Origin of the sequence: Bradyrhizobium sp. HKCCYLS3070 (genome assembly GCF_051167575.1) — a bacterium.
Lineage (GTDB): Bacteria > Pseudomonadota > Alphaproteobacteria > Rhizobiales > Xanthobacteraceae > Bradyrhizobium.
In genome coordinates this window covers 76,429-99,629 of record NZ_JBNPTI010000007.1, presented here as the reverse complement: position 1 = coordinate 99,629, position 23,201 = coordinate 76,429, and the positions used below count along the sequence as shown (strand labels likewise).

The window sequence follows — 23,201 nt, the reverse complement described above, 5'->3', positions numbered from 1 at the left end:
TTACGTCCTGCGCTGCGGGTCGACGATGTCGCGCAGGCCATCGCCGAGCAGGTTGAAGCAGAACACCGCGATCATCAGCGCGAGACCCGGGAACAGCGCGATCCACCATTCGCCCGACACCATGAACGAGGCGCCCTCGGCAACCATGATGCCCCATTCCGCCGTCGGCGGCCGCACGCCGAGGCCGATGAACGACAGGCCTGCGGCATTGAGGATGGCGTAGCCCATGGTCAGCGACATCTGCACGATCATGATCGGCATGATGTTCGGCAGGATGTGGCCGAGCAGGATGCGCAGCTCGCTGTTGCCCGACAGCCGTGCCGCCTGCACGAAGCCGGCGTTGCGGCGGACATTGGCCTCGGCGCGTGCCACGCGCGCATAGAGCGGGAAATTCACGATCGCGGTGGCGATGATGATGTTCTGCACGGTGTTGCCGAGCGCGGCGACGATGCCCATCGCCAGCACGAACAGCGGGAACGCCATGATCGTGTCGGCAATGCGGCCGACGATGCGGTCGATCCAGCCGCCGAAGAAGCCGGCGGCGACGCCGGCGAGACCGCCCAGGAAGAACACGAGCGCGACCGAGGCGATCGCGATGAAGGTGTCGAGCCGGGTCGCGACCACAACGCGGCTGAAGATGTCGCGGCCGAGCTGATCGGTGCCGAACCAATGCGCCGCCGACGGCGGCTTCAGCGCGGACGCGGTGTCGCTGGCCAGCGGATCATAGGGCACGATCCACGGGCCGAAGATGGCTGCAAACAGGATCACGACCAGGAGGCCGAAGGCGAAGCCCGTCACCTTGTTCTCGGCCAGGACATAGCGCGTGTGGCCGATCAGGGCTGTCAGTCCCGACGTCCGCGAGGGAACGGCGGCAGGCTCGATGGTCGGCGCGACAGTGCTCATCCTTCCAGCCTCACGCGGGGATCGATGACGCCATAGAGAATGTCGATGACGAGGTTCAGGACGACGTACATCACGGCCATCGTCAGCACGAAGCCCTGCACCGGCGCGAAGTCGGAGGCGATCAGCGCCTCGACCGCATAGGAGCCGATGCCGGGCCAGGCGAACACCTTCTCCACCAGCACGTTGGCGCCGAGCAGGAAGGAGAACACCATCGATAGCGTGGTGATGACCGGGAGCATGGCGTTGCGGAACGCATAGGTCACGGTGACCGTCGCGGGCGACAGGCCCGAGGCGCGCGCCGTGCGGACGAATTCCGACGACAGCACCGACAGCATCGAGGCCCGCGTCATGCGCGCGATCGGAGCCAGCGAGAAGATCGCCAGCGTCGCGGCGGGCAGGATCAACTGGCTCAGCGCCGAGCGGAACGCCTCGCCGTCACGCGCGATCAGCGTATCGATGAGGTAGAAGCCGGTCACGGGGTCCGGCGCGCTATAAAACACGTCGAGCCGGCCGAGCGGCGCCGGTGACCAGCCGAGCCGGAAGTAGAACACATACACCAGCACCAGCCCGGTGAAGAACACCGGCAGCGAGACGCCCGCGGTCGTGACGATACGGCAGGTATGGTCGATCCACGACCCCGGCCGCGTCGCCGCGAGCACGCCGAATGGCAGCGCGATCGCGACGGATACCAACAGACCGAGCAAGGTCAGCTCGGCCGAGGCCGGCAGTCGGTTGCGAATCTCGCTGGCGACCGGCTGGCCCGTGGTCAGCGAACTGCCGAGATCGCCATGGGCGAGATCGACGGTGTAGCGGAAGAACTGCTCGACCAGCGGCTTGTCGAAGCCGAGCTTCTTGCGGATCTGCTCCACCGCCTCCTTGGTGGCGGCGGGGCCGGCAAAATACGCCGCGGGATCGCCGGGCAAGGCGCGCGTGAGCAGGAAGGTGACGATCACGACGCCGATCAGCGACGGGATCGCGAAAGCGAGGCGCTTGGCGATGAGGCTCAGCATGAGCAGCCCCCTGCCCGAGTTGGCCCAGATCTGTCCGCGCTGCGCACTCGGCTCCCTCCCCCTTTGTGGGGGAGGGCTGGGGAGGGGGGTGGACCCAGACGGCAGTGGGTGTGGCTACCCCCCTCCCTGCCCCTCCCCCACAAGGGGGGAGGGAATGAGAGAGCTCGGCCCATATTACATCCCCCCATCACCGTCTCACCCCTTCACCAGAGCCCGATAGTCGAGCCTACGGTGGAACCAGTACTGATAGCCGGAGATGTTCTTCTGCATCGCGACGTTGACGAACGGCTGATACAGCGGAATGCGTGGCACCTCGGCGAAGGCGAGATCGACGAAGCCCTTCACGTCGGCATCATACGTCGCCTTGTCCCCGGTCGCGGCGGCCTCGCGCGCGCCGTTGATGAGCTTGTCCATCTCGGGCGACTTGTAGCTCATCGTGTTGAATACGGAATTGTTGCCGTGATAGCACCAGTAGAAGAAGTATTCGGGGTAATCGAGCCAACCCGAGAAGATGTTGGTGAAGAGCGGCATCTCCTTCTTGTTCAGCTCGGTGCGCCAGTTGGCGCCGGGCACCTTGTTGATCGTGGTCTTGATGCCGAGCTGGGCGAGGCTCTCCTGCACCAACACGCACAAGGGCTCGTTGACCTGTGCGAAATTGAGGTCGAAGGAGATCGTGGTTTCGAAGCCGTTGGGGTAGCCGGCTTCCGCCAGCAGCGCTTTTGCCTTCTCCATGTCGGTGAAGTACTTGGTCGGCTGCGGCCACGCCACCTCGGTCGCCTTATCCGCCGGCGCGCCGAACATCGGATTGGCAAGGCCGAACATCACGGCATCGATGATCTTCTGATAGGGCATTGCATAGGCGAGCGCCTGCCGGACCTTGGGATTGTCGAACGGCGGCTTGGTGACGTTCATGCCGATATACTGGATGCCGTTCGAGATCGGCAGCGAGATCACGGTATGCTTGCCGTTCGACTTCATCTCCTGGAAGTCCTTGTTCGGCAGCTCATAGGAGATGTCGGCATCCCCGCGCTCGAGCAGCGCGCGCCGGTTGCCGGCCTGCGGCACCATGCGCCAGATCACACGCTTGATCTTCGGCAGCGGACCGCACGCCCAGTCGTCGTTGCGCTCCATGATCACTTCGGTACCGGCGGTCCACTTCGTCACCTTGTAGGCGCCGGAACCAGCGGTCTGCTGCTTGGTATATTCGAGCCCCCATGGGTCTTTGTCGGTCGCGTTCTTCTTCACGAGCTCCGAGTTGACCACGCAGGGGACGATGACGGCGAGATCGGGGATCGTCAGCCGGTCCTTCTTCAGAAAGTCGACGCGCACGGTGTGGTCATCGACGATGACGAACTGCTCGGTCTTGGTCAGCGAGCCGGCGCTCATCTGGAAGGTCGGGAAGCCCCCGACGCTGACGGCGCGATCGAGCGACCACTTCACGTCCTTGGCCGTGACCGGCGTGCCGTCGTGGAATTTGGCGTTCTTGCGCAGCTTGAAGGTGGCGGACATGTCGCCGATGGTCATGTCCTCGGCGAGTTCGGGCTTGAACTTGTCGCGGTCGTAGTACGGCACCCCGCCCGGGCCGCTCTTCATCTCGTGGCTGATCAGGCGGTCATAGCAGTTCCAGGACACCTCGTAGCCCGGCACGTTGGTGCCGACGCCGTGGATGTCGAGGTTGTTGGGACCGCCTTCGGACACGATCAGCAGCGTCTCGGACCGCGCGTCGGCCTTGGCGGAAGACATGATGGCCGGCGCCATTGGCAGCGCGGCCCCCGCAGCCAGACCGGACACGGATTTCAGAAAATCGCGACGCTTCATCAAATGCTCCCGAGGATAACGACTGTCGGGAACAGTGGTCGCAAGCTTTGTGCCAAGCCCGGCTGAAAACTAAGCTATTGAAATATCGAGGGGTCTTCACCGAGCGGCACAGCTCAGCGCCCCCAATTGCATACAAAGCTGCATATTTGCTGAGTTTATAATCACCTCAGCTAGCCTGCGACAGATTTACGCAACACCTGTTGGACCGCCGCCCCGGTTGGGATCACTCCGGCCAGATCAGCGCCTGCAGCTCGTCGAAGTCGCGGACCTTGGCCGGCCAATCCGGAATGCAGATGTGGCGGAGCGGATCGCTGTACTGGTGCAGCAACAGCAGGACCAGCAGCCGTCGCTTCAGCTGCCGGTCGATGTCCTCCAGCGCAAATCCGTAGCCGTCGAACAAGGCACGCACGCGCCCGGGATGACCCGCTGCCATGAAGGCGCTCGGCCCGAGCAGATCATACTCGCCAAAACCGGTCATGACGTCGCCGAAGTCGAACAGCCCGCTCAGCTGCCAGCCATCACCGCTGCGCGTGACGAGTAAGTTCTCCGGAATGTATTCACCGGTCAGGATGACCGGCGGCGGATCCTGCGGCAGCAGTGCTGCGGCCTCGCGCAGGAGATCGTCCAGCCCGGCGAGAAGCGTCGGCGGCAAGCCGAGCCGCTGATGGCGTGCATGACATCCGGCCATCTGCATCCGCAAAAAATCCGACCAGCGCGGACCGAGCGCCAGCAGCTCGCCAGGCGGGACCCGCTGCACGGCGGCGATCAGACGACCGACCTGCCTGAGCAAGAGCTGCTTGTCCCGCTCCGGGAGTTGCCGCCACACATCCGAAGCAGGCATGCCGCCGAGCCTGGTCATGATCAGATAGCACCAGCCGTCGCGCTCCCCTTCGTGTCGCAGGTCGGGGGTACGGACGTCGCCGACGCCACCGGCGAGCACGCGCAAGGCCGCCCGCTCGGACTGAAACTTGCCGCGATGAAACGGCGGGAAGACCTTCAGGATCAGTCCGTCGTTCAGCGCGAGGACCAGATTGGTGCCCGCCGCGAACGGAACCAGCCGCGCGTCGTCGTAGCCATGGCCGCGCGCAATATCGCGTGCAGCCGGCAGCCAGCGCGTCACGTCGGCACGGAGGCGCCGGAGCTGCGCGCCATCGGCGACCGGTGGCAACGTCATTTTCAGCGATCCGGGCTCGCGCGCTCGAACTGGCGCAGCAGACGATTGCCGCGGTCGACGGCGGCATCGAGCGCCGCCTGCGCCGGTTTGCGGCCGCTGAAGGCCTGCTCCATCTCGTCCTCGATGGCATCACGGATCAGCACGAACGAGCCGAGCCGCAGTCCGCGCGAATTCTCCGTGGGTGGGTTGAGCGTCACCTGCTCGATCGAGATCGCGGCTCCTGGATTGCGGTCGTAGAAGCCCTGCGCGCGCGTCAGATCGAAGGCCGCCTGGGTGATCGGCAAATAGCCCGTATTCTGGTGCCAAGCGGCCTGAACATCGGGCCGCGACAGATAGGCGAAGAACTTGGCCACGCCCTTGTACTCGGCCGCGGGACGGTCGCGGAGCACCCACAACGTCGCGCCGCCGATGATCGAATTCTGCGGCGCGGCCGCAACGTCAGGCCAGTACGGCATCATGCCGTAGCCGACCTCGAACTTCGAATTCGCCTTGATGTCGGCGCGCGTTGCCGAGGAGCCGATGAAGATGCCGCACTCGCCCTTCTGGAAACGCGGCTCGGCAGCCTGACCGCGGCCGCCATAGTCGAAGACCTTGCTCTTCTGCCATTCCGCGAGCTGGGCGATGTGCCGCGTGACCTGCGGATTGTTGAACGTCAGCACGGCGTCCAGTCCGGCAAAGCCGTTGGCCCGCGTGGCGATCGGCAGATTGTGGAAGGCCGAGAAATTCTCCACGTTGATCCAGGCCGGCCACGACGTCGTGAAGCCGCAGGCGACACCGTTGTCGCGCAGCCGCCGGGCAGCCTTGCCGAGCTCGGACCAGGTCTTCGGCGCCATGCCCGGATCGAGCCCGGCCGCGCGAAACTGATCCTTGTTGTAGTAGAGGATGGGCGTGGAGGCGTTGAACGGAAACGACAGCATGTTGCCGTCGGCGTCGGCATAGGTGCCGGCGATCGCGGGCAGATAGGCCGACGGCGAAAAGCTCTCCTGCTCGTCGCGCATCAATTCGTAAACGGGATAGATCGCGCCCTTGGCCGCCGTCATCGTCGCGGTCGCGATCTCATTGACCTGCACGATCGCCGGCTGGCTGCGCGAGCGGAACGCGAAGATGGCCGCCGTCACGGTCTCCGTATAGCTGCCCTTGTAGCTCGGCACGATGCGGTAGTCGGACTGCGACGCGTTGAAGTCGGCCGCCAGCCTGTCGACCTGCCTGCCGAGCTCGCCCGACATCGCATGCCACCACACGATCTCGGTCGCGGCCTTGGCCGTGCTTGCGCCAACAACCGTCCAGAGCAGGATTGCAAACGAAACAGAACGCAGAAGGACCGTCACCAGGAGGCAACTCCAATTCGATGAATGAATAGGCTCGGGCTGAGATCGCAATCGGACCGAAAAATCAGGTCCAGCAACCCAAGGCTGCAACAAACTATCAGCAAACCATTGACGTGTATCGCTTTGACGTCAGAATGGCCTTATAGCACCTGTTCGGGAGTGCATTGAACCTTTTCATGTCCGGGCCGACCTCATCATCAGGGGGAAAAGTGTTGCCTGTGTACCGCGCCCATCTTTCGTCGATCTCGAGAGTGGACGTCACGCCGGTGCTGATGCGCGCTGAGGCGGGCGCGCGGTACCGCTCGTCCCTTTCACGCCCATCATGCTCGGCGGCGCGACTGGCTGCGCCGCAGCATACAGGCCCGGCTGCGCGCGGCAGAGCGGACGCAGGCAGGCTCCGCACGCCCGGCCCGAGGTAGCGATCGTGGCGCGATCCGAGCAGCGGAAATCCGTCGCGCGGCCGCTCGGTCTGGCGGTCCTGGGGCGGGCACGGATCGTTCGCGCGCTGCGGGCGGTTCCGATCCGCTGGCGCATCCTCTCGATCGCCGCGCTCAACTCGGCTGTCGTGATCGTGCTGGCGGCGCTGATCTGGAACGGCGCGACGGTGCTGGGCACGGCCTGGGACGACGTTCGCCAGGTCCGGGAATCCGACAAGGTGCTGGCCCTGCTCGAAAGCGAGACGAGCCGGCTGCAGAACCTCATTCATCGCTACATCAATCAGCCGAGCCCGGAGCTGTTCGCCGAGATCCTGCTGCTGCGCGAGGCCGTGCTCGGGACGCTGACGACGCGCGCCTCGACCGACCCGATGCTGTCGGGGTCGGTCGAGGAGCTGGAGCGCGTCACCGTGCGTTTCCTGGACGGCTTCGGCGAGCTGCGAAGTCTGCAGGCGACGATCTCCAAGACCTATGAGGAAGAGGTTCTCGGCCCCGCCCGCGACATCGCCGGGCTCTATTCGGTGATCGAAGGCGCGACCGGCCATCGCGACGCGCAGATCTGGCCCTCGCTCGGCAAGTCGCGCGAGGCCTTCACCGCCATGCTGGTCGCGGCCAATTCCTACTACCTGTCGCTCGCGCCCGCCTCCGCCGAGGACGCGCGCCGCAACACGGAGACGATCGAGAAGACCATTCCGGTGATGTCGAGCCTTGCGGACAATGATCTGCAGCGGCTGGCGCTGCAGCGGCTGTCGGCCCGGACCGCGGCGCTGCGCGCGGGATTCTCCAAGCTCACCGATCAGCTCACCAACCGCACCGAACTGCTGCGCAACACCATCGATGCCAGCCAGGCCGAAACCATCGGCGCCATCGACGGCCTGTCGGTGAAGATGCGCCAGCACGAGCAGAAGGCGCAGGCGACGTTCGATCGGACATTGAAGGACATCTCCCGCCGCGTCCTTTCGATCGCGGTGATCTTCCTGGGAGTCATCCTGTCCGCGGGCGTGCTGATCGCCTTGTCGATCCGGCTGCCGCTGCAGCAGATCATGGCCTCGATGCGCGCAATCATGCTGGGCGACTACGACCGCGAGGTCCAGGGCACCGAGGCGCGCGACGAGGTCGGCGCGATGGCCCGCGCCGTCGAGACCTTCCGCGAGAACGCGATCGCCAAGCGCAAGACCGAGGACGAGTTGCGCACCGCGAAGGAAAAGGCCGAGAGCGCGCTGCTCGAGCTCAACGCCGCGCAGCGCAACCTGATCGACGCCGAGCGGCTGGCGGCCCTGGGCGGGCTGGTCGCCGGCGTCGCCCATGAGGTGAACAATCCGATCGGCATCAGCCTGACGGTGGCCTCCAGCTTCGCGCGCCGCGTCGAGATGTTCGAGGCGGCGCTGCGGTCGCCCGAAGGCGGCCTGCGCCGGTCGCAACTGGAGGAGTTCGTGCGTTCGTCGCGCGATGCGTCCGAGCAACTGGTCGCCAACCTGCAGCGCGCCGGCGAGTTGATCCAGTCGTTCAAGCAGGTCGCGGTCGACCGCTCCCATGCGGAGCGACGGACCTTCGTCCTGAGCGAGGCGACCGATCAGATCATCACCAGCCTCAAGCCGGTGCTCAAGCGCGCGCCGATCACGCTGGCGGTCGATGTCCCCGAGGGGCTTTTCATCGACGGCTATCCCGGGTTCTACGGTCAGATTCTCACCAACCTGTTCCTCAACGCCGTCAACCACGCCTTTGCCGACGGCCGCGCGGGCACCATCTCGATCACGGCGCGGCCGCGCGGCACGGATGACATCGAGATCATTTTCGCCGATAACGGGGCAGGCATGCCCCCCGACGTGCAGCGCCAGGCCTTCGATCCGTTCTTCACGACACGCCGCAACGAAGGGGGAACGGGGCTCGGGCTGCATATCGTCTACAATCTGGTGACGCAGCAGCTCGGTGGCCGCATGATGCTGGAATCCCGCGAGGGACAAGGCACCACCTTTCGGATTATCATGCCGCGGGTCGCCAAGGGCGGCGCCGAGACAGCAATGGGTGACGGAACGACGCAATGGCCGAACAGGACGATGTCCTCCAACTGATCGAGGATACCGGTTTCGACGAGGACGACGGTTCGGCCCGGAAATGGAAGATCGCCGTCATCGACGACGACCATGCCGTGCACGAGGGCACCCGCTTTGCGCTGTCGGATTACAGCCTGAACGGCCAGGGGCTCGAAATCCTGTCCGCCTATTCGGCGGCCGAAGGCCGCGCGCTGATGCGGGAGCACACCGACATCGCGGCCGTGCTGCTCGACGTCATCATGGAGACCGACGTCGCCGGGCTCGAGCTCGTCGAATACATCCGCAACGAGATCAAGAACGAGACCGTCCGCATCATCCTGCGGACCGGGCAGCCGGGCCAGGCGCCGGAGCGGCGCGTCATCGTCCAGTACGACATCAACGACTACAAGGCCAAGACCGAGCTCACCGCCGACAAGCTGTTCACCTCGCTGACGGCGGCGCTGCGCAGCTACCAGCAGCTCGAGCGCATGGTGCAGACCCGGCGCGGCCTCGAGATCATCATCGACGCCGCCTCGACGCTGTATGATTTCAAGTCGATGCAGCGGCTGGCCGAGGGCGTGCTGACCCAGATCGCGTCGCTGCTGAACGTGGATTGCGCGGGGATCCTGGTGCTGCGCGACGACGGCAGCCAGACCGACGATTTTTCGGTGCTGGCCGGCTCCGGCTGCTACAGCCGCTTCTCCGGCGCCGTCACCTCGCGCTCGCTCGATCCGGATCTGCGCGACATGGTCGAGGCCGCCTTCAGGCAGCGCAGCAACGAATTCGCAGACCACCGCACCGTGCTCTATGTCCGCACCGGCTCGGGGCGCGAAGTCGTGGTGCTGCTGCAGGCGGAGCGGCCGCTGTCCGAGACCGACCGTTCGCTGGTCGAGATCTTCTCCAGCCGGCTGTCGATCGCCTTCGACAACGTGATCCTGTATCAGCAGCTGCATGAGGCCAACACCCAGCTCGAGGACCGCGTCGCCCAGCGCACCCGCGCGCTGATGCAGGCCAACCGGCGGCTGTCGGCGCAATGGCTGCGGCTGCAGCGCGCCAACGGCTTCAAGAACGAGATTCTCGGCACCGTTGCCCATGACCTGAAGAATCCGCTGGGCGTCATCCTCGGCCGCACGGAAATGCTGACCGAGTTGATCGCGACCGGCGCCTCCGCAGAGGGGATCACCAGCCAGGTCGGACATATCCGCGATGCCGCCAAGCGGCTGACCTCGATGGTCGACCATCTGATCTCGGATGCGATGGCCGACGCCTTCGACATCACCATCCGCCGCGAGCCGGTCGACATCACGGCCCTGATCCACGAGGTGGTCGAGGCCAACCAGCCGCTCGCCCTCAACAAGCAGCAGGTCATCGAGGTCTCGGCGCCGACGCTGCTGTCGACCATGTGCGACATCGACCGGATCCGCGAGGCGATCGACAATCTCTTGAGCAACGCGATCAAGTACAGCCCGATCGGCGGCAGGATCACCGTGAACGCCGCCGATGACGGCGACAACACCATCATCGCCGTCACCGACCAGGGCGCCGGGCTGTCGCCGGAGGATCTCGGCCGCCTGTTCGGGCGGTTCCAGCGGCTGTCGGCCAAACCGACCGCGGGCGAGAGCTCGACCGGGCTCGGCCTGTCGATTGTCAAACGCATCGTCGACATGCATGGTGGCGAGGTGACGGCCAGGAGCGAAGGGCCGGGATCCGGATCGACCTTCACCATCACACTGCCGGCGGCCGAATTGTCATGAGTCAGAGCCAGCACATCATCATCGTCGACGACGAGGCCCCTGCCCGCGAAATGGTGGGTGATTACCTCAAGATGCACGGCTTCAGCGTGACGCTGTGCGACGGCGGCAAGAGCCTGCGCAGCGCCATCGAGACCGGCCCCGCAGATCTCGTCGTGCTCGACCTCAACATGCCCGAAGAAGACGGCCTGTCGATCATTCGCGATCTCAAGGGCCGCACCAACATCCCGGTGATCATGCTGACGGCCACCGCCAGCCCGATCGACCGCGTGGTCGGGCTTGAGCTTGGCGCCGACGATTACGTCGCCAAGCCGTGCGAATTGCGCGAATTGATGGCCCGGATCCGCTCCGTGTTGCGCCGCAGCGGACCGGCCAAGGCTGCGGCGGCCGTCACGGAGACCGCTCCGGCCCAGGCCAAGGACCCGCAATTGGTGCGGTTCGGCACCAAATGGCTGGATCTCGATGCCCAGGCGTTGCGCGATGACGAGGGCAACGAGCACCCGCTGACGGCGTCCGAGTTCGGCCTGCTCAAAGTGTTCGCCGCCAACCCGAAGCGGGTGCTGTCGCGCGAGCGGCTGCTGGAGCTCGCCAATGCCCGCGATGCGGAGGCGTTCGATCGCGCCGTGGATCTTAGAATCATGCGCATCCGTCGCAAAATCGAGCCCGATCCGACCAAACCGGCCGTGATCCGGACCATTCGCGGCGGCGGCTACCTGTTCTCCCCGGCCGGCGAGAAGGCCTGAGGACAGCCGGCCGGCGGCGGCGAAAGCAGCTCCTGTACCCGCATTCCGTTCCGCTTCTTGGAATTGGGCACAATTCCGCCACGAGTGTTTCGCGATGTGCGGCGCGACGAAACATTTCCGCAGGCGCACGAAACCATTTTCCTGTTTTCGTGCAGACGTCCCGAAACGGGCACTCCTTAACAATCCATCCCGTCGAAACGCCGCAAGGGGGCGGCGGAACGGGAGAGTGCCATGCAGAACGTCGTTGCCATCAATTCCGCAGCCAGCCAGGGCATCATCGCCGCCCAGGCGACCACGGACGACATGCTCCTGGAGAGCATTGCCGATGGCGATCGCACCGCGATGCACACGCTTTATGCGCGTCACAATGTGCGGGTCTATCGCTTCATCCTGCGCATCGTCCGCGACACCACGATCGCCGAGGACCTCGTCAGCCAGGTGTTCCTGGACGTCTGGCGCACCGCCAAGCAGTTCGAGGGCCGCTCGCAGGTCTCGACCTGGCTGCTGTCGATCGCCCGCTTCAAGGCGCTGACCGCGCTGCGCCAGCGCCGCTTCGAGGACATCGACCAGGACGAGGTGCGCGAGATCGCCGACGACTCCGACACCCCGGAGACCTCGCTCGAGCGCTCCACCACCAGCGCCATCCTGCGCGCCTGCGTCGCCAAGCTGTCGCCGGCGCATCGCGAGATCATCACCCTGATCTACTACCATGAGAAGTCGGTGGAGGAGGTCGGGCAGATCATCGGCATTCCGCAGAGCACGGTGAAGACGCGCATGTTCTATGCCCGTAAGCACCTGGCCGAGCTCCTGCGCTGTGCCGGCGTCCACAGCCTCGCCGCCTGACCAAGCTTCATTCTCGCCGGGGCTGCGGTCCCGGCGGGTTCCAAAGACGACGACGCATCAAAATCGCCGAACGAAACAATTGAAACAATCGGCGAAATCACCTGGAAAATTTCCGCCGCTAGAACGTTATCCATCAGCCGAGCCTCAGTCCCCCAGCTGATCTCGGTTTGGAGCGAGCAAATTCAAGGATACCTCCACCTTCCAAGGTTGCTCCGAAGACCCGGCGGATGCCCCCGCCGGGTCTTCGTCGTTTGGGACCGCTCACCCCGCCAATAGGGCGATTTGACCATTTGATATCGCGCGTTGCCGGTGCAATCTTCCGTCATGGGGCGGTGCTACAAGCCCCACGGCAATGACGGACGGTGCTGATGTTCGGTTTGGATGCGGTTGAGCTGGCGCGCGCGCAGTTCGCCTTCACGGTCACCTTCCACATCATCTTCCCCGCCTTCTCGATCGGGCTCGCGTCCTACCTCGCCGTGCTCGAGGCGCTGTGGCTGTGGACCGGCCGCGACGTCTATCTCAACGTCTTCAATTACTGGCTCAAGATCTTCGCCATTACCTTCGCCATGGGCGTCGTCTCCGGCATCGTGATGTCCTACCAGTTCGGCACCAACTGGTCGGTCTATTCCGACAAGGTCGGACCGGTGATCGGCCCGCTGATGGCCTATGAAGTGCTGACGGCGTTCTTCCTCGAGGCCGGCTTTCTCGGCGTCATGCTGTTCGGCCTGAAGCGCGTCGGCCCGAAGCTGCATTTCCTGGCCACCCTGATGGTCGCCGTGGGCACGCTGATCTCGGCATTCTGGATTCTCTCGGCCAATTCCTGGATGCAGACGCCGGCGGGCTATGCCGTCAACGCCGACGGCCAGTTCGTCTCGGTCGACTGGCTCGCAGTCATCTTCAATCCGTCCTTCCCCTACCGCCTCGTGCACATGGTGCTGGCGGCCTATCTCACCACCTCGCTCGTGGTCGGCGCGGTCGGCGCCTGGCATCTGCTGCGCAATCCGCATCTGCCGGGCCCGCGCGTGATGTTCTCGATGGCGATGTGGATGGCGGCGCTGGTGGCGCCGCTGCAGATCCTGGTCGGCGATCAGCACGGCCTCAACACGCTCGAACACCAGCCGGTGAAGATCATGGCCATGGAAGGCCATTTCCAGAGCCACAAGGACGGCGCGCCGCTATACCTGTTCGGCTGGCCCGACCAGGCCAAGGGCGAACTGAAATGGGCACTCGGGATCCCCAAGTTCGGCTCGCTGATCCTCAAGCACCAGATCGACGCGCCGATGGCCGGGCTCGACACCGTGCCGCGGCAGGACTGGCCGCCGGTGCCGATCACCTTCTGGTCGTTCCGCATCATGGTCGGCCTGGGCCTGCTGATGCTGGCGCTCGGCCTGTTCAGCCTGTGGGAGCGCTGGCGCGGGCGGCTGTACATCAATCGCGGCCTGCACCGCTTCGCGATTGCGATGGGACCTGCGGGATTCATGGCCGTCATGGCCGGCTGGATCACCACCGAGACCGGCCGGCAGCCGTTCACCGTATACGGGCTGCTGCGCACCACCGATTCCGTTTCGCCGCTCGCGGCCCCGGCCGTGGGTGCCTCGCTGCTCGCCTTCATCATCGTGTATTTCATCATCTTCGCTGCCGGCGTGCTGTACATCCTGCGCCTGATGGCCGAGCCGCCGCATCCCGGCGAGCCGGGCCCGAGCAGCGAGCAGCCGGTCCGCACCGCCGGCATCACGCCGGCCGCCGGCGTCGTGCAGGGAGCCGTCGGATCATGAGCGTCGCCATCGATCTCGCCACCCTCTGGGCCTTCATCATCGCGCTCGCCGTGTTCATCTACGTCGTGATGGACGGCTTCGATCTCGGCCTCGGCATCCTCTTCCCGCTGTTTCCAGGCAAGCAGGACCGCGACGTCATCACCAACACCGTGGCGCCGGTGTGGGACGGCAACGAGACCTGGCTGGTGCTCGGCGGCGGTGGCCTGATGGCCGCGTTCCCGCTCGCTTATTCCATCCTGATGCCGGCGCTGTATGCGCCGCTGATCGCGATGCTGGTCGGCCTGATCTTCCGCGGCGTCGCCTTCGAATTCCGCTGGCGCACCCGCGCCACACGCAATCTGTGGGACATCGCCTTTGCCGGCGGGTCATGGGTCGCGGCGCTCGCGCAGGGCATCGCGCTCGGCGCCATCCTGCAGGGCGTGCATGTCGAGGGCCGGCACTATGCTGGCGGCTGGTGGGACTGGCTGACGCCGTTCAGCCTCCTCACCGGCGTCTCGCTCGTGGTCGGCTACGCGCTGCTCGGCGCAACCTGGCTGATCCTGAAGACAGAGGGGGACCTGCGCGACAAGGCCTATCGCATCAGCTGGGTCCTGCTGTTCGCGATGCTGCTCGCCATTGCCGCCGTCAGTCTGTGGACGCCGCTGCTCACGATCCAATATTCGGACCGCTGGTTCAGGTGGCCGGCGATCATTCTCACCGCGCCGGTGCCGCTCGCCGTCGTCGGCGTCACCGTGCTGATGATGAAGAACCTCGCCCAGAGGCACGATAGCTGGCCGTTCTTTCTCGCGCTCGCGCTGTTCTTCCTCTCCTACGCGGGCCTCGGCATCAGCATGTATCCCTACGTCGTGCCGCAGAGCATCACGATCTGGCAGGCGGCAGCACCCGAACGCAGCCAACTGATCATGCTGCCCGGCGTGCTGGTGCTGGTGCCGCTGATCCTCGGCTACACCGGCTGGGCCTATTGGGTGTTTCGCGGCAAGGTCGGGCACGACAGCGGCTATCACTGATGCGCGCTCCCGAGCCCGCGTCCCTCGCGAAGCGCCTCGCCTGGTTCGTTGCGCTCTGGCTCGCCGGCGTGGCGACCGTCGGCGCGGTGGCCTTCCTGCTGCGGCTCTGGATGAAGCTCGGATGACAACGGGTGCGCCCTGCGCTCACCTTGACTTTGCTGCGAATATGCTCCTGAAATTTGACGGGTGGATTTGATCGGGCAAGCTTCGCAGGGGTCCGTTGAGGAGAGCTTTGAATGCCGAGTTTCCGTCGCCTGCTTTGTGCGGCCAGCGCCATCATCGCGCTGGCGCTGTCCACATCGCATAGTTTTGCCCAGTCCGAGGACCCCGGCGATCAGCCCGGTCTCGTCGCCGATGACGGCTACGAGCTCGATCCCGAATGGCGCAAGCAGGTGGTCTATTTCCGCACCACCGAGCCGCCGGGCACCATCATCGTGTCCACCGCCGAACGCCACCTCTATCTGGTGCAGCCGGGCGGACGTGCCATCCGCTACGGCATCGGCGTCGGCCGTGACGGCTTCCAGTGGCAGGGGCTGCTGTCGATCACCAAGAAGGCCGAGTGGCCGGATTGGACGCCGCCGCCGGAGATGATCCAGCGCCAGCCCTATCTGCCGCGCTTCATGGCCGGCGGCCCCGGCAATCCCTTGGGCGCGCGCGCGATGTATCTGGGCACCACCGTGTACCGCATCCACGGCACCAACCAGCCCTGGACGATCGGCAGCAAGATTTCCTCCGGCTGCTTCCGGCTGGTGAATGCCGATGTCGCCGACCTGTTCGACCGCGTCCCGGTCGGCACCAAGGTCGTGGTGCGGCAGAAGCCGGAACTGTGACGCCGGCGCCCGCCGCCGGACATTCAGCCATCGCTTTGTCCTGACATTTTCTGAAAGAGATTCACCATGCGCACTTTCCGAGGCGGCCTGCTGATCGGGCTCGCCGTCGCCGTCCTCGTCGCGGCGCTCGCCGTCACCTATGAGATGTACGACACCCGCACCTTGAAGCGGACCATCCGCCGCGGCGAGGTGTTGTGCGGCGTCAATGCCGGCCTGCCCGGCTTCTCGATTCCCGACGACAAGGGCAATTGGAGCGGCTTCGACGTCGACTTCTGCCGCGCCGTGGCGGCCGCGATCTTCGATGATCCGAAGAAGGCGAAGTTCGTGCCGCTCGACGCCAACGAGCGCTTCAAGGAGCTGCAGAGCCGCAAGGTCGACATCCTGTCGCGCAACACCACCTGGTCGATGGCGCGCGAGCAGAACTACGACCTGTATTTCCCGGCGGTCGCCTATTACGACGGCCAGGGCTTCATGGTGCCGCGGTCGCGCAAGCTGGAGACGGCGCTCGACCTCAACGGCAGCAAGGTCTGCGTGCAGGATTCCACCACCAACGCGCTCAACCTCGGCGACTATTTCCGCACCAACAACATGAAGTACGAGGAGGTGAAGTATCCCAAGCTCGACGACGTCATCAAGGCGTATGACAGTGGCAAGTGCGACACCTTCACCGCCGACGTCTCGCAGCTCTACGCGCTGCGTCTGACGCTGTCGAAGCCCGGCGATCACGACATCCTGCCCGACCTGATCTCCAAGGAGCCGCTCGCGCCCGTGGTGCGCCAGCGCGACGACGACTGGATGATGATCGTGAAGTGGACGCTGTACGCGATGATCAATGCCGAGGAACTCGGCGTCACCTCCAAGAACATCGACGAGGCGCTGAAGTCGAAGAAGCCGGACGTGATGCGGCTGGTCGGCAACGAGGGCAGCTACGGCCAGGACCTCGGCCTGACCAAGGACTGGGCCGCGCGCGTGATCCGTCACGTCGGCAATTACGGCGAGGTCTATGAGCGCAATGTCGGCAGCGAGTCGAAGCTGAAGATCCCGCGCGGCATGAACCAGCTGTGGAACGCGGGTGGTGTCCAGTACGCGCCGCCGATCAGGTAGAACGCCGGTCGGAATTGTCGGCTTCGCTTCGACTGGTCTCACGCCTCTCGCGACACGAACGGTGCACCCTCTCCCCTTGTGGGAAAGGGTCGTTTCGATGCGCAGCATCGAAACCGGGTGAGGGGTTGCCACGAACTCAGACCTGCATTTTCCGCACCAACCCCTCACCCAAGCAAGCTTGGAGTTGGCTTCTGTGTAGCCCTCTCCCACAAGGGGAGAGGGCGCATTCATATGCGCCGCGAGGGCTGATTTTCCGGTGCTTAGAGCAGAACAAACATCATCATCCCCGCGACGTCTTCCGCGCCCGAGCTTTGCCAAATTCTCCACCCTCCGAAAATCGAGGGCGCAGGGAAGGCCAGGTGCCGACTGGCACCTGCGGCCCGCCTGCGTAAAAAAATGCAGGCGGCAGAACCACAGGCTCAGCCGGGACAACCCGGCCTTCCCTGCGCGACGGTGTTAACGCTTATGGCGCGCTCTCCTCGGTGTCCGGCTTGTTAGCCACCGTCGCCGCCCGGGATCATCACCCGTCGACTTGACGCCAGCATCGGGGCGCCAGGACCACGCGCTTTCACGTCCGCATCGCCATCGTTCGTCGGCGCGATCACTCGCGCTGCGATCCGATGCGTCCATCGCGTCACCGGCCCACGTTTCGTAACGATCGCGAAGCGTCCCTCTTGCGGGCCGTGACGGCGGGGAATGTGCGGCTGATTTGCCCGACGAGACAACGCCCGTCGGGTTGCGACAAAATGGCACGACGGGCACTGCGGATGCTCCCGCAAAGCAATTAGTCCCGCGGATCCATGGCTCTCGCGCGATCTGCCTTAGATGTTCGGGGAGCCACTCACGAGTTCGTGAACTCATCCTCAAATCCAGCCAATCGCAGCGATCGTAACGAGCCTGACCAATCCGGTCGGGTGATGCGGCCCTGCACAACAGGGCGAACAAGGGGTACCGAAATCCCTTTGCGCATCAGCCAACTCATCAGTTCAGTTCACAGGGAAAAACTCGAATGACGCTGGGATTCCGTTCGTTCGTGGCCGGCGCGTTGATGCTGGGCGCGCTCTCCATGTCAGCAGCCGCGGCACGTGCCGCCGATATCGTCGACACCGCCGTCGGCGCCGGTCAGTTCAAGACGCTCGTCGCCGCCGCCAAGGCCGCAGGTGTCGTGCCGGTGCTGAAGAGCAAGGGTCCCTTCACCGTATTCGCACCGACCGACGCGGCGTTCGCCGCGCTGCCGCCGGGCACCGTCGAGGATCTGCTTAAGCCGAAGAACAAGGGCAAGCTCGCCGCGATCCTGAAGTATCACGTGATCCCCGGCGCGGTGAAGGCCGGCGACGTCGCCGGCAAGAAGCTGAGCGTGAAAACGGCGCAAGGCCAGCCGGTGGCCGTCGACGGCACCTTCTTCGGCGTGCAGGTCAACGACGCGCATGTGGTGCAGGCCGACGTCATGGCCTCGAACGGCGTCATCCACGTCATCGACAAGGTGCTGCTGCCACCGGCCAAGACCGCGATGCATCATTGATCGAACGAGAGCGCGCCATCGGTGATGGCGCGCTCTTTTTTTGCGAACTCTGCTGTTGTCGTCGATAGTTACTGGGTACGCCGCGAAGGCGGGGTACCCAGTACCCTGCGGGCTTGTCGGTCAATCACAACTCGCTCGGCGTACTGGATCGTCCGCCTTCGCGGACGATGACAGCTGAGCGTGTGGAGTCGGCGGGTGCCGACAAGCGGCCTTGCTTAGTACCCCCTGAGCTGAGCCAGCTGCGCTGCGTGATAGTTCGCATCGCCGAGCAGCTCCTCACAGACGCGGGCGCGCTTCATGAAGAAGCCGATGTCGAACTGGTCGGTCATGCCCATGCCGCCATGCATCTGCACGCCCTCCTGCACCGCGCGGGTCGCGGTCGCCCCCGCGCGGGCCTTGGCGACGGCCACGGCGGCCGTCGCGCCGGCGGAATCGGCGTCGAGCGTCTGCAGCGCCTTCAGCACCGCGGCGCGGGTGATCTCGATCTCGATATAGAGCTGCGCGGCACGGTGCTGCAGCGCCTGGAATTCGCCGATGGCCTTGCCGAACTGCTTGCGCTCCTTGAGATAGGCAACGGTGCGGCCGAACACCTCCTCGCTCAGTCCCACCATCTCGGAGGCCACCGCGCCCCGGCCGAGATCGAGTACGGCGCTGAGCGTGGCAGCGCCACCATCGACATCGCCGAGCACGTGATCCGCGGTGACCTCGACGTTGTCGAGCGTCACCCGCGCGGCGTTGTGCGCGTCGACCATGATGGTGCGTTCGATCGCCACGCCCTTGGCCTTGGGATCGACCAGCAACAGCGTGAGGCCATCGCGATCGCCAGGCGAGCCCGCACTGCGCGCGACGACGAGCAGGAGATCAGCGACGTGGCCGTCGACCACCATCGCCTTGGCGCCGTTCAGTTTGAAGCCGTTGCCGGAGCGCACGGCCTGCAGGGCGGTGTGCAAAGGACGATGCTTGGCGCCTTCGTCGAGCGCCAGCGCGGCGAGCAGCGCGCCGCTGGCGATCTTCGGCAGATACTCGGACTTCTGCGCCGCCGAGCCGGCGCGGGCGAGCGCCGAGGCTGACAGCACCGACGTCGCCAGAAACGGCGACGGCATCAAGGTGCGGCCGATTTCCTCCATCACGACGCCGGCTTCGACCGCGCCGAGGCCGGAGCCGCCGTGCTCTTCCGGCACGAGCAGTCCGGCAAAGCCCATCTCGGCGAAGGTGGCCCAGAGCTCTTTGGAGAAGCCGGTCTCGTCGCGGCTGTCGCGCAGCTTGCGCAGGTGCGACACCGGCGCGTGATCTGAGATCAGGCCGCGCGCGCTGTCGCGCAGCATCGATTGTTCTTCGGTGAGGAGGAGAGGCATGGCAGATCCCGTTGCAACGATGGCAATCAATTTCGGTCTCGTCATTCCGGATGGCCCGAAGGGCCCGGCCCGGAATCCATACTCACGATCGTGGTTATGGATTCCGGGCTCGCCGCTTCGCGGCGCCCCGGAATGACGGCGAGAGGGGTGAACTACGCCCCCGGCAGATCGAGGATACGCTTGGCGACGATGCCGAGCATGACCTCGGAGGTGCCGCCTTCGATCGAGTTGGCCTTGGTGCGCAGCCAGGCGCGGGGACGCGCGCCTTCATGGGAGCGCTCGCTCTCCCATTCGAGCGCGTCGATGCCGCCGGCCGCCATCAGCAGCTCGTGGCGTCGCTTGTTGAGCTCGGTGCCGTAGTACTTCATCGCCGACGAGAACGCCGGATGCCCCTGTCCCGCCTTGGCGAGATCGACCATGCGCTCGGCGGCGGCGGCAAGCGCGGCCTCGTCGACGTCGAAGGTCGCGATGTCCGCACGTAAGAGCGCGTCGTCGAGCCGCCCCTGCGCATCGCTGCCGACAGAATCTGCCGCGACCTGGCCGAGCGGCCGGCTGCCGCCGCGCTCGCCCATGCCGGAAATCATCGCGCGCTCGTGTTGCAGAAGGTACTTCGCAACGTCCCAACCACGGTTGACGGTGCCCAGCACGTTCGCCTTGGGCACGCGGACATTGTCGAAGAAGGTCTCGCAGAATGGCGAGCGGCCGGAGATCAGGAGAATCGGCTTGGTCGACACGCCCTTCGACGTCATGTCGAACAGGATGAAGCTGATGCCGTCATGCTTCTTCGCCGCCGGATCGGTGCGCACCAGGCAGAAGATCCAGTCGGCGTAGTTGGCGTAGGAGGTCCAGATCTTCTGGCCGTTGATGATGTAGTCGTCGCCGTCGCTTTCGGCCCGCGTCTGCAAGGAGGCGAGATCGGAGCCGGCATTCGGCTCGGAATAGCCCTGGCACCAGCGAATGAGGCCGGCGGTGATCTTCGGCAGGTGCTCGCGCTTCTGGTCGTCCGTGCCGTATTTCAGCAGCGCCGGCCCGAGCATCGAGATGCCGAACGAGGTGATCGGCGCGCGCGCGCCGATCGCCGCCATCTCCTGGCGCACGATCTTGGCCTCCTCGCCGTCGAGGCCGCCGCCGCCATATTCCTTGGGCCAATGCGGCACGGTCCAGCCCTTGTCGCGCATGCGCTCGAACCAGACGCGCTGCGGCTCGGAGGAAAATTTCGCATTGCGGCCGCCCCAGAACGTGTCCTCCTCGGAGGTCATCGGCCGGCGCATCTCCGGCGGGCAATTGGCCTCCAGCCAGGCCCTGGTTTCGCGGCGGAATGTATCAAGATCGGCCATGCCAAGTCCTCACGCGTTTCCATGATTGCTGTCTTTGGAACGACCTAACCTCAGCGCGTCAGGGAATTCAACATCGATGTCGCCGCGGGCGCCCTCGCCTTGCCAGGCGTTCTATGGTCATGATGCCGCCGCGTGAAATACGAGGAAACGAACATGCGCCTGAAACTTCTTTCGCCTGGCGAAATGAGCGCCGACCAGCGCCAGACCTATGACGAGTCGATCGCCAGCAAGCGCGGCTCGCCGCCGCCGCCGATGATGGCCTGGCTGAACAGCCCGGAGATGGCGCGGCACGCGACGCGGCTCGGCGCCTTCCTGCGCTACGACACGGTGTTTCCGGCAGCACTCTCGGAGATCGCGATCCTGGTGACGGCGCGGCATTGGACCGCGCATTACGAATGGTACGCGCATAAGCGTCTGGCGCTGGCCGGCGGGCTCGACCTGGAGATCATCGAGGACATCCGCGACCGTCGCACGCCGGAATTCTCCGATCCCAAGGCACAGATGATCTACGACGTCGCCAAGTCGCTGCATGAGGGCCATGGACTGACGGATGCGCTCTACAAGGAAGCGATCGCGCTGCTCGGCGAACGCGGCCTGGTCGAGATCATCGGCCTGTGCGGCTACTACACGATGGTGTCGATGACGCTGAACGCGTTCGAGTTCGACCTGCCGGAGGGCGAGGTGTCGGAGTTGAAGTGAGAAGCGCGTGAGCTGCGATGCGCCGCTGTCGCCACGATGCCGGTGCACTCCCCTCCCCCTTGCGGGGAGGGGTCGGGGGTGGGGGTCTCCGGGCGCTGCGCGAAGTGAGGTGCGACCTTATCAATCTGCACTGCTATCGGCTCTCAAGGCTGGGCATCCACCGCTCGGCCGAGCGAGAGACTTTGATCCTTGTAATCTGAGAGAGCACGGTTCGTGGACCCCCACCCCCGCCCCCTCCCCGCAAGGGGGAGGGGAGCGCACCGTGGGTGCGGCGCGACCTCGTTACTACTACGCCCGTTTTAGTCAGCCCGCCGCTGCCTCGCGCCGCTTCGACGACCACACCAGTGCAAGCACGCACAATCCCAGCAGCACCGGCGGGAACACCACGAGGTTCACCGCCGACCAGCCGAAATTGGCGAGCAGTTGGCCCGAGGAGAACGAGCCCAGCGCCATCAGGCCGAAGATCAGGAAATCGTTGAACGCCTGCACCTTGTTGCGCTCGGCGGATGTATGTGTCTCCAGCACCAGCGCGGAGGCGCCGACGAAGCCGAAATTCCAGCCGACGCCGAGCATGACCAGGGTGGCCCAGAAGTGCATCGCGGTCAGGCCCGACAAGCCGATGACGGCAGCGACCGCTTCAAGCCCCAGGCCCACCGCGACGATGGCAGGCGCACCAAAGCGCGCGATCAGCGATCCCGTGAAGAAGCTCGGGCCGTACATCGCCACGATGTGCCATTGCAGGCCGAAATTGGAATCCGACACGGTGAGCCCGCACATCTGCATCGCCAAAGGTGCCGAGGTCATCACCAGGTTCATCACCGGATAGGCGATGGTGCCACACAGGGCAGCTGCGATGAAGCGCGGCTGGCGCACGATCTCGGACAGCGGCCGGCCGCCATGGAGATCGGCAGCTTCAGGCTTCGGCAGATCGACGCCGGCGACGATCCCCATCGCGACCAGCGCGACCGCCGCCTGGACCAGATAGCTGAATGCGAACAGATAGGGTTGCCAGACGTCCATGGTCCATTGCACGAGCTGTGGACCGAGCAGACCGGCGAAGATGCCGCCCGCCATCACCCACGACACCGCCTTGGGCCGGAACGTCGCGCTGGCGCCATCGGCCGCCGCGAAGCGATAGGATTGCGCGACGGCGCCATAGACGCCGCCGAGGAACGTCGCCAGGCAGAACAGTGCGAACGAGCCGCGCAAGATGGCGAGGCAGCCGAGCACGCCGGTGACGGCGCCGCAGCCGGTACCGATCAGGAAGGCCGCCCGGCGGCCATAGCGGCGCGAGATCGCGCCGGTCGGCAAGGTGCCGGCGGCGAGGCCAACGACGTACATCGAGATCGGTACCGTCGCGAGCCCGATGTTCGGGGCAATGGTGACACCGACGATCGCGCCGGTGGCGAAGATCACGGCCGAGTTGGCGCCGGTCAGCGCCTGGGCGGCCGCGAGCCGCGCCACGTTACGGCGAGCGCGGGCATCATCGGAGGTGTCTTCGCTCACGGTCAGATCGATCATCTCAGGTATCCGGA

General features: G+C 65.3%; 19 protein-coding genes. 11 read left to right on the top strand and 8 right to left on the bottom strand.

Annotation, left to right across the window (positions count from 1 at the left end):
* The 5 genes from ACQR03_RS21810 to ugpB form a co-directional block, all read right to left on the bottom strand.
* On the bottom strand, positions 1 to 903 hold the full coding sequence (locus ACQR03_RS21810; protein ID WP_315751187.1) for an ABC transporter permease: 903 nt from the start codon (positions 901 to 903) through the stop codon (positions 1 to 3).
* Positions 900 to 1,913 carry an ABC transporter permease gene (locus tag ACQR03_RS21805; protein ID WP_315751185.1) on the bottom strand — a complete coding sequence of 338 codons (1,014 nt, stop codon included), beginning with the start codon at positions 1,911 to 1,913 and terminating at the stop codon, positions 900 to 902. The genes ACQR03_RS21810 and ACQR03_RS21805 overlap by 4 nt, the downstream gene beginning before the upstream one ends.
* 195 nt (positions 1,914 to 2,108) lie before the next feature.
* Positions 2,109 to 3,731, bottom strand: coding sequence for an ABC transporter substrate-binding protein (locus ACQR03_RS21800; RefSeq protein WP_315751183.1), 1,623 nt, complete (start codon positions 3,729 to 3,731; stop codon positions 2,109 to 2,111).
* 223 nt (positions 3,732 to 3,954) lie between these two features.
* On the bottom strand, positions 3,955 to 4,905 hold the full coding sequence (locus tag ACQR03_RS21795; protein ID WP_315751182.1) for a phosphotransferase family protein: 951 nt from the start codon (positions 4,903 to 4,905) through the stop codon (positions 3,955 to 3,957).
* A gap of 2 nt (positions 4,906 to 4,907) precedes the next feature.
* Entirely contained in the window at positions 4,908 to 6,233 is a 1,326-nt protein-coding gene (gene ugpB / locus ACQR03_RS21790) for a sn-glycerol-3-phosphate ABC transporter substrate-binding protein UgpB (RefSeq protein ID WP_315751181.1), read from the bottom strand.
* 520 nt (positions 6,234 to 6,753) lie between these two features.
* On the opposite strand from ugpB, the gene ACQR03_RS21785 reads away from it, so the two are divergent.
* From ACQR03_RS21785 to ACQR03_RS21740, 10 genes are all read left to right on the top strand, one after another.
* Positions 6,754 to 8,739, top strand: coding sequence for a sensor histidine kinase (locus ACQR03_RS21785; protein ID WP_409998644.1), 1,986 nt, complete (start codon positions 6,754 to 6,756; stop codon positions 8,737 to 8,739).
* Entirely contained in the window at positions 8,709 to 10,454 is a 1,746-nt protein-coding gene (locus ACQR03_RS21780; protein WP_315751180.1) for an ATP-binding response regulator, read from the top strand. Before ACQR03_RS21785 ends, ACQR03_RS21780 begins: the two co-directional genes overlap by 31 nt.
* Positions 10,451 to 11,194 (top strand): response regulator, encoded by a 744-nt coding sequence (locus ACQR03_RS21775; RefSeq protein ID WP_315717100.1) that lies wholly within the window; start codon positions 10,451 to 10,453, stop codon positions 11,192 to 11,194. The genes ACQR03_RS21780 and ACQR03_RS21775 overlap by 4 nt, the downstream gene beginning before the upstream one ends.
* 231 nt (positions 11,195 to 11,425) lie before the next feature.
* Positions 11,426 to 12,037, top strand: coding sequence for a sigma-70 family RNA polymerase sigma factor (locus tag ACQR03_RS21770; protein ID WP_315751179.1), 612 nt, complete (start codon positions 11,426 to 11,428; stop codon positions 12,035 to 12,037).
* A gap of 368 nt (positions 12,038 to 12,405) precedes the next feature.
* Positions 12,406 to 13,812: a cytochrome ubiquinol oxidase subunit I gene (locus ACQR03_RS21765; protein ID WP_315751178.1), complete on the top strand. Its 1,407-nt coding sequence runs from the start codon at positions 12,406 to 12,408 to the stop codon at positions 13,810 to 13,812.
* A complete protein-coding gene (gene cydB / locus ACQR03_RS21760) occupies positions 13,809 to 14,819 on the top strand; it encodes a cytochrome d ubiquinol oxidase subunit II (RefSeq protein WP_315751177.1) in 1,011 nt (336 codons plus the stop codon). Before ACQR03_RS21765 ends, cydB begins: the two co-directional genes overlap by 4 nt.
* A complete protein-coding gene (locus ACQR03_RS21755) occupies positions 14,819 to 14,944 on the top strand; it encodes a DUF2474 family protein (protein ID WP_315717096.1) in 126 nt (41 codons plus the stop codon). The genes cydB and ACQR03_RS21755 overlap by 1 nt, the downstream gene beginning before the upstream one ends.
* Positions 14,945 to 15,055: 111 nt before the next feature.
* Positions 15,056 to 15,649, top strand: a complete 594-nt coding sequence (locus tag ACQR03_RS21750; protein ID WP_315717095.1) for a L,D-transpeptidase — start codon at positions 15,056 to 15,058, stop codon at positions 15,647 to 15,649.
* A 66-nt stretch (positions 15,650 to 15,715) separates the two neighbouring features.
* Positions 15,716 to 16,753 (top strand): amino acid ABC transporter substrate-binding protein, encoded by a 1,038-nt coding sequence (locus ACQR03_RS21745; RefSeq protein ID WP_315751176.1) that lies wholly within the window; start codon positions 15,716 to 15,718, stop codon positions 16,751 to 16,753.
* 1,066 nt (positions 16,754 to 17,819) lie between these two features.
* Complete coding sequence (locus tag ACQR03_RS21740) at positions 17,820 to 18,275, top strand: fasciclin domain-containing protein (protein WP_315717171.1); 456 nt, start codon at positions 17,820 to 17,822, stop codon at positions 18,273 to 18,275.
* A gap of 215 nt (positions 18,276 to 18,490) precedes the next feature.
* On the opposite strand, the gene ACQR03_RS21735 is transcribed toward ACQR03_RS21740, so the two are convergent.
* Positions 18,491 to 19,630 (bottom strand): acyl-CoA dehydrogenase family protein, encoded by a 1,140-nt coding sequence (locus tag ACQR03_RS21735; protein ID WP_315751175.1) that lies wholly within the window; start codon positions 19,628 to 19,630, stop codon positions 18,491 to 18,493.
* A gap of 152 nt (positions 19,631 to 19,782) precedes the next feature.
* On the bottom strand, positions 19,783 to 20,967 hold the full coding sequence (locus ACQR03_RS21730; RefSeq protein WP_315751174.1) for an acyl-CoA dehydrogenase family protein: 1,185 nt from the start codon (positions 20,965 to 20,967) through the stop codon (positions 19,783 to 19,785).
* A 153-nt stretch (positions 20,968 to 21,120) separates the two neighbouring features.
* On the opposite strand from ACQR03_RS21730, the gene ACQR03_RS21725 reads away from it, so the two are divergent.
* The gene (locus tag ACQR03_RS21725) at positions 21,121 to 21,666 is read left to right on the top strand and encodes a carboxymuconolactone decarboxylase family protein (RefSeq protein ID WP_315751173.1); all 546 of its coding nucleotides are present in this window, start codon (positions 21,121 to 21,123) and stop codon (positions 21,664 to 21,666) included.
* A gap of 303 nt (positions 21,667 to 21,969) precedes the next feature.
* Here the strand turns inward: ACQR03_RS21725 and ACQR03_RS21720 are convergent, their stop codons facing one another.
* Positions 21,970 to 23,187: an MFS transporter gene (locus ACQR03_RS21720; RefSeq protein WP_315751172.1), complete on the bottom strand. Its 1,218-nt coding sequence runs from the start codon at positions 23,185 to 23,187 to the stop codon at positions 21,970 to 21,972.
* Between the last annotated feature and the right edge of the window lie 14 nt (positions 23,188 to 23,201).